This is a genomic window from Colwellia sp., assembly GCF_013215345.1.
GTDB lineage: Bacteria > Pseudomonadota > Gammaproteobacteria > Enterobacterales > Alteromonadaceae > Colwellia.
On sequence record NZ_JABSOV010000155.1, the window covers coordinates 1 to 7,595 of the forward strand.

The following is a 7,595-nucleotide window of genomic DNA, read 5'->3' on the forward strand; positions in this document are numbered from 1 at the left end:
TTAATTAAAGTTAACGCCAATATTGGTAACTCAGCAGTAACCTCTTCTATTGAAGAAGAAGTAGAAAAGCTGGTTTGGTCAGCAAAATGGGGCGCAGATACGGTCATGGATTTATCTACTGGCCGTAACATTCATGAAACCCGTGAATGGATCATGCGTAACTCGCCAGTACCTATTGGCACAGTACCTATTTATCAAGCACTTGAAAAAGTAAATGGCGTAGCAGAAGACCTAACTTGGGAAATATTCCGAGATACTTTAATTGAACAAGCAGAGCAGGGTGTCGATTATTTCACTATTCATGCCGGCGTTTTACTGCGTTATGTACCTATGACAGCTAAACGTGTCACTGGTATTGTTTCGCGTGGTGGTTCAATTATGGCGAAATGGTGTTTAGCGCATCACAAAGAAAACTTCCTTTACACCCATTTTGAAGACATTTGTGAAATATTAAAGCAATACGATGTGTCATTCTCATTAGGTGATGGTTTACGTCCAGGCTCAGTAGCCGATGCCAACGATGAAGCGCAATTTGCGGAATTACATACTTTAGGTGAGCTAACTCAAATCGCCTGGAAGCATGATGTACAAGTGATTATTGAAGGCCCTGGTCATGTGCCGCTTCATATGATTAAAGAAAATATGGAAGAGCAAATCAAACATTGTGGCGAAGCGCCTTTCTATACTTTAGGCCCATTAACCACAGATATCGCTCCAGGTTATGATCATATTACTTCTGGCATCGGTGCGGCTAACATTGGTTGGTATGGCTGTGCCATGCTTTGTTATGTAACACCAAAAGAGCATTTAGGTTTACCGAACAAAGAAGACGTAAAAGAAGGTTTGATGACTTATAAAATTGCTGCTCATGCTGGTGATTTAGCTAAAGGCCATCCTGGCGCACAAATTCGTGATAATGCCATGTCTAAAGCGCGTTTTGAATTCCGTTGGTATGATCAATTTAATATCGGTTTAGACCCAGAAACCGCTAGAGCTTATCATGATGAAAGCTTGCCACAAGAGTCTGGCAAAGTTGCGCATTTCTGCTCTATGTGTGGACCTAAGTTCTGTTCAATGAAAATCTCACAAGAAGTACGTGAGTATGCTGCCAATCTTGATAAAAACGCCATAAAAATTCAATTGCTTGATGAGACAATAACGATAACGTCTGATGACGCTATTGAAAAAGCGATGCAAGAAAAGTCTGCTGAGTTTAAAGCAGCGGGTAGCGAAATCTACCAACTCGCTGATTAGCTCAACCTTGTCATTCCCGTGATGTATTAAGCGGGTAGTATATTGGATCCCCGACAAGAAATTTCGGGGATCCAATATTATGCTTTAGATAGAATAAAATTTTAGGCTGCAAAAAATGAACATAGCCATTGTTGGCGCAGGATTGATGGGGCGCTTACTCGCCCTGTCTTTGCTTCGAGGTGAAGAGCTTAGACAAAAGCAGTCTCAAAGCGTAACTATTACTTTATTTGATAAAGATAATAGACTCGCCCATAACAGTGCGGCCTATGCCGCTGCTGGTTTATTAACGCCATTAGGTGAATCACTGCATTGTCAGCCTAATATCGTTAGCATGGGTTTTGAGTCATTACGTTTATGGCCAACGTTGCTCGACAGTCTGGATGAACATACCTTTTTCCAACAAACTGGCGCCATCATGGTGAGTCATGAACAAGATAAAGGTGACTATCAGCGTTTTGTTAGACACCTTAGCAATAATTATCCTGAGCAAGAGTTACTCCGGTTAGATCGACAAGCGTTATTAGCACTAGAGCCAGAAATAGGCCGTAGTTTTAATCAAGGTTTGTATCTGCCACAAGAAGGTCAGCTGGGTAACCGCCGTTTATTAGTGGCATTACGCAAACAACTTGAAAAAGAAGGTCAGCGGGCAGTTCCGGGTAATAATAGCTCAGGCAATCAACTTAAGTGGTTAACTGAGTGTGAAGTTGTTGAAATCAATACCAGTGAAAAGAGCAGCACGGTAGCTTACTTGCAAAATGGAGTTAAGCACAGTCAACAATTTGAGTTAGTCATTGATTGTCGTGGCACAGGGGCGACGAGCAAAAACAGTCATAGCAGTTGTGCGCCTTTGGCCGATTTAAGATCGGTACGCGGTGAGCTTTTTCAACTGTTTGCACCAGACGTCAATATTTCTCGGCCAGTACGGTTAATGCATCCTAGGTATCAGCTTTATATAGCCCCCAAGGGCAAAGGCTTTTATGTGGTTGGTGCGACTGAAATTGAAAGTGATGATGATGCACCGATGACAGTACGTTCAGCCATGGAATTACTCAGTGCCGCTTATAGTGTGCATCCTGGTTTTGCTGAAGCAAATATTCGTCAACATGTTAGTCAATGTCGGCCTGCTTTTAGCGATAATCAGCCTAAAATTACCGTGCAAGGTTCCCTTATTCAAGTAAATGGTTTGTTTCGTCACGGATTTTTAATAGCGCCAGTGGTACTTGAACAAACCTTAGCTGTTATCGCTAATCTACTAAACTCTAGTAATAGTACTTTACCTTATGTCGACTTATTACCTGTGGACATAAATAAAAAAGAGTCATCTTATGAACATTCATATTAACGGCAAAGCCTATGCGCTAAGCCATGAAATCCATATTAGTGTCAGCTCAGCGTTAACTTTGCATTTTATTGAGCCACAACAGAGTACTTTTGCGGTGGCGCTTAATGGTGATTTTGTCGGTAAAACCGATTACGACACTACCATGGTAAAAAATGGCGATAGCCTTGATGTCTTACAACCGATTCAGGGGGGCTAAGTTTAATGTCATTGAATATCTACGGACAAAATCTGGATAGCCGTTTGCTTATTGGCAGCGCTTTGTATCCTTCGCCACAAGTGATGAAACAGGCTATTTTGGCTAGTGGTTCACAGGTAGTGACGCTGTCGTTAAAAAGACAGAACCCTAATGAGCAGTCGGGTCAACAAATCTGGCACTATTTACAAGAAATAGTGAAGCAAACTAATGGCCACTTACTGCCAAATACTGCGGGCTGTAAAACAGCTAAAGAAGCGGTAACCTTGGCACATATGAGTCGTGAAATTTTTAAAACTGACTGGATTAAGTTAGAGGTTATCGGCGACGATTATAACTTACAACCGGATCCTATCGAGTTACTGCATGGGGCTGAGCAACTTATTGCTGATGGTTTTAAAGTGCTACCGTATTGCACCGATGACCTTGTGTTATGTCAGCGCCTTTATGATTTAGGTTGTCAGGTGATTATGCCTTGGGCATCACCAATCGGAACAGGTAAAGGACTAATGAATCCTTATAACCTAGAAACTATTCGCTTACGTTTACCCGATGCGACTTTGATTTTAGACGCCGGTATTGGCAAACCTTCCGATGCTTGTTTGGCTATGGAAATGGGCTATGACGGCGTACTGCTAAATAGTGCTGTGGCACTGGCGGATAACCCGGTATTGATGGCAAAAGCCTTTGGTCAAGCGTTACAAGCAGGTGAACATGGTTATGTTGCGGGTATAATGCAACAAAGACAAACAGCTCACCCTTCAACGCCTACTCTCGATACTCCATTCTGGCACCAAAATAGCTAAATGACTTTTTACTTAACCTAACTACTTCGTTGGAAGTGCTCACCTAGGTGCTTATATTAGTAACTAGGCTCCGCGCTTCCGTCTTGTATTTTGGCTAACTAACCTTGTCCTGAAGCTCTTTAATTTTTAGTGTTGCTAGTGATTGATTTGAAGTATTAAGAAATAGTGAAAGTGCATGGATACACGATCAGATATTTCGGGTATGACGACTCTTAGTTGAGTATTTTTATGGAACATTGGTACCGGAGTAAACACTTCAGGTATGACGACTTATTATTCGGCATTCCCACTACGTGTTAGGTCTTTTGTGCCAACCTTTATATCGTCACTCCCGTGGTGTCTTAGTCGGACGTGGCATGAATGCTACTTGTTAGACAATGCAGGATGCATATTGTCCTGAGTCCATTGTCTTGACTATTACTGTTGATGATTAAGAAGTATTTAAGAGAAATATGAAATGATGACTGAGCTGAAAGTGACTAAAAAACCAATAATCTGGACCATTTCTGGCAGTGACTGCTCAGGTGGCGCTGGCATTGCTGCCGATATTAAAACCGGTCATGGTTTAGGTGTGGAAGTCTGTCACCTTATCACCGCTAATACTGTGCAAAATTCCTCGAAATTAATCTCAGTAAACCCAGTCCCTATTGATATTTTACAGCAACAGTTTGACGCATTAATTGCTGACAAACCACCCGCTGTCATTAAAATTGGCCTAGTGGCTAATGTCGAGCAAGTGCAATGGTTAGCTAAGTTACTTGAGCAAGTTAAGCATTCAAATAAAAACTTAATCAGTATTTATGATCCCGTTGGCCAAGCCAGTGTTGGCGGTAGTTTTAGCGCTCTGACTATCGAGCAACTTACGCTTTTATTAATACAAGTTGACGTGATAACACCTAACTTGATGGAAGCAAAAAGTTTAGCGCAGTTAGCTAACGAGACAGCAGCAGAAAAACTTGCTAAGAAAATCTATGATGATTTTTCGATCACCAGCATTATTGTTAAAGGTGGCCATAGTGATAAAGATAATGGCTTAGCAATTGATTACTGCTACCACCAACTTAATCAGCTCAGTGAAGAGAAGCAAGATAACCAAGAAAAACAGCATCAAGTCATTAGTTATCAACTTAGTTCTCCTCGTATAAATACACATTACAGTCATGGCGGCCGCTGTAGTTTTGCCACAGCATTAGCGAGCTTTCTTGCCCAAGGTTACCTAATGCGTGATGCTTTTATGTTAACCAAGGCTTTTATCAACCAAGGTTTAAGCGCTAGTGAGCAAGTAAGTAAATCATACGGTCATCAATACTATGGTGCTTTTGAGCAACAAGGCTGGCCGCTTAAGCCAACAGATATGGCGCAACACTCTGTCGACGTTGTTGATGACTTAAATGTGCAATACCAAGAATTACCAGCCTTTAAGCCTCTTGATTTAGAGGGTAAAAAACTCGGGCTTTATCCAGTGATTGACTCACTATATTGGCTTAAACGATTACTACCGCTAGGTTTAGAAATTATTCAGTTACGGGTGAAAAACTTAAGCGAAGAAGAATTAGAGCAAGTGATTATTGCGGCCGTAGAATTAGCGAAAGACTATGATACACGCCTATTTATTAATGATTATTGGCAGCTAGTGATAAAACATGGTGCTTATGGCGTACATATCGGTCAAGAAGATCTAGCTGATGCTGATCTGGTTGCTATTCAGCAGTCAGGCATACGTTTAGGCATAAGTACTCATGGCTGTTATGAGTTTCTATTGGCGCAACAGTTACAGCCGTCCTATTTAGCCATTGGCGCAATATTCCCGACCAAAACTAAAGACATGACCGGGCAAATTCAAGGCTTAGATAACTTAAAGCAAGTGTTAGGTTTGCGTCCAGAAAATAAACTTCAGCAGATTCCAGTGGTTGCCATTGGTGGTATTACCCTCGAGCGGGCAGCAAAAGTTATCGCAACAGGAGTAGATAGTATTGCTGTAGTTACTGCGATTACTGAAGTAAAACAATCACACGGCATAACTCCAGAGCAAGCCGTTACAGCATTTGAAAAGATCATTTTTACAGTATAGACAGACAAAGGTTGCCTATAAATTACTATTGATAATCATTCGTATTTGCTATTATAGGGCAATTCTTATCCACTAGCAGTATAAATAGATGAATACCATCATATCTCTTCTTTGTCGTTTGACAGTGATATTAGCCACGTTCCTTTCTTTTCAATCCGTTGCTGTTGAGCGACTTTATTATGTCGCCGCCGATGAAATTGAATGGCAATATGCAGAAAAACATCATAATTTAATGATGGATATGCCGTTAATGGCAGAGCAGCAAGTATTTGTTAAAGCCAGTGAAAATACTATTGGCAGCAAGTATAAAAAAGCACTTTACCGTGAATATACTGATGCTTCATTTAGTCAGTTGAAAGCACGACCAGCCAGTGAGCTGCATTTGGGTTTATTGGGGCCATTGTTTCGTGCCGAAGTGGGCGATACCATCAAAGTAGTGTTTAAAAATAACGGCACACGTCCGTATACCATTCATCCGCACGGCGTATTTTACAACAAGGCCAATGAAGGCTCTCCGACCAATGACGGTACCTCGGGTAAAGATAATTTAGATGATCGGGTTATGCCGGGGCAAACTTATACTTATAACTGGCAAGTGCCAGATACCGCAGGTCCAGGGCCGGCAGATACTAGCTCGGTCGTATGGGTTTATCATTCTCATGTTAACAGTATTAGAGACTCTAATACGGGCCTGATTGGCGCTATTGTTGTTACCGCGAAAGGTATGGCTAAGGCCGATGGCTCACCTAAAGATGTTGATCGTGAGTTTATCAATCTTTATACCGTGATGAATGAAAATGAAAGTTGGTTTTTAGCTGATAACATTAAAAATTATCTGACCGCTCCGATCAGCGATGATATCACTGAAGATGAAGATTTTGTTGAAGGTAATCTGATGCATATGATTAACGGTTACCTGTTTGCTAACTTACCTGGTTTAACCATGGTTGAGGGTGAAAAAGTCCGTTGGCATTTAATTGCTTTAGGCACGGAAGTTGATTTACATACCCCGCATTGGCACGGTCATACAGGTTTGATCAATGGTCATAGAACTGATGTGGTGGAATTATTACCAGCGTCGATGAAAACCTTAGATATGACGGTTAATAATCCGGGTACTTGGATGTATCACTGTCATGTTAATGATCATATTGCTGCCGGTATGACGGCACTTTACCAAGTATTGGAAAAATAATATTTGGCATACTCAATAGTAGGACAATAGCGAGTTTGTATTGCTACCGTCCTACTTGCCCAATAAATCGCTTTACTAACTACCTCTACTATTTAGCAGAAAGCAATTTAGGGTTAGTTACAAGGTTTCTTACACCGTGAGCGTGATCTTCATTAAAGGTATTACCTTCACACCACTTAGCAACAGTTGCAATATTTACTTTGGCAACTTCAGGGCGAACGCTCCAAGAAACTTGCAACGGTGAGCCTTTTTCGTTGTAACCAGGGCCCGTAGTGGAACCCGCATATTGAATGGCACTACCGGTATTGTTTGGAATATTAAATGCTTGCTGATAGCTGTTTTTAGCACCATGTTTAGTTAATTTAGCAAAATCTAGCGCATTTTTATCATTAACCAATACATATACTTGCGTTTCTACCCGTAATTGTGGGTTCATGATCGATTCACTTAAACAAGCGCCTAATGTTGGGCCTGGCATTACTTGTGCTGTTGAATGCACGTAATGAACTTCAATGGTATCACCAGAATTTAAAGCACCATGTTTGCTTGGGCATACAGCTGCTTTAGTTGCTCTTTTTTCACTTGAGCTTAATTTACCAGAGTATACATAGCCACTTTGAAAACCATGACCATCACCATTACCTGCGTATTTAGCAAACTCACCACCTTTATGTTCAGCATTTTTATGGAAGTGAATATTGCATAGGTTCATTTCAGTATAAGCGGGTGCAGCA

7 protein-coding genes are annotated in these 7,595 nt (G+C 41.2%); 6 read left to right on the forward strand and 1 reads right to left on the reverse strand.

From position 1 onward, the window contains the following. The 6 genes from thiC to HRT50_RS16700 all read left to right on the forward strand — a co-directional run. A partial coding sequence (gene thiC, locus HRT50_RS16675) for a phosphomethylpyrimidine synthase ThiC (RefSeq protein ID WP_291616559.1) occupies positions 1-1,254 on the forward strand: 1,254 nt, incomplete at its 5' end. Between the two features lie 115 nt (positions 1,255-1,369). After that, the gene (locus HRT50_RS16680; RefSeq protein ID WP_291616561.1) at positions 1,370-2,596 is read left to right on the forward strand and encodes an FAD-dependent oxidoreductase; all 1,227 of its coding nucleotides are present in this window, start codon (positions 1,370-1,372) and stop codon (positions 2,594-2,596) included. Beyond that, a complete protein-coding gene (gene thiS / locus HRT50_RS16685) occupies positions 2,580-2,792 on the forward strand; it encodes a sulfur carrier protein ThiS (protein ID WP_291616563.1) in 213 nt (70 codons plus the stop codon). Before HRT50_RS16680 ends, thiS begins: the two co-directional genes overlap by 17 nt. Positions 2,793-2,797: 5 nt before the next feature. After that, positions 2,798-3,595, forward strand: a complete 798-nt coding sequence (locus HRT50_RS16690; protein ID WP_291616565.1) for a thiazole synthase — start codon at positions 2,798-2,800, stop codon at positions 3,593-3,595. Between the two features lie 457 nt (positions 3,596-4,052). Then, positions 4,053-5,666, forward strand: a complete 1,614-nt coding sequence (gene thiE, locus HRT50_RS16695) for a thiamine phosphate synthase (RefSeq protein WP_291616567.1) — start codon at positions 4,053-4,055, stop codon at positions 5,664-5,666. An 88-nt stretch (positions 5,667-5,754) separates the two neighbouring features. Beyond that, positions 5,755-6,861 carry a multicopper oxidase domain-containing protein gene (locus HRT50_RS16700; RefSeq protein ID WP_291616569.1) on the forward strand — a complete coding sequence of 369 codons (1,107 nt, stop codon included), beginning with the start codon at positions 5,755-5,757 and terminating at the stop codon, positions 6,859-6,861. 88 nt (positions 6,862-6,949) lie between these two features. Here the strand turns inward: HRT50_RS16700 and HRT50_RS16705 are convergent. Then, the coding region (locus HRT50_RS16705) for a delta-class carbonic anhydrase (protein WP_291616571.1) at positions 6,950-7,595 on the reverse strand (646 nt) is incomplete at its 5' end.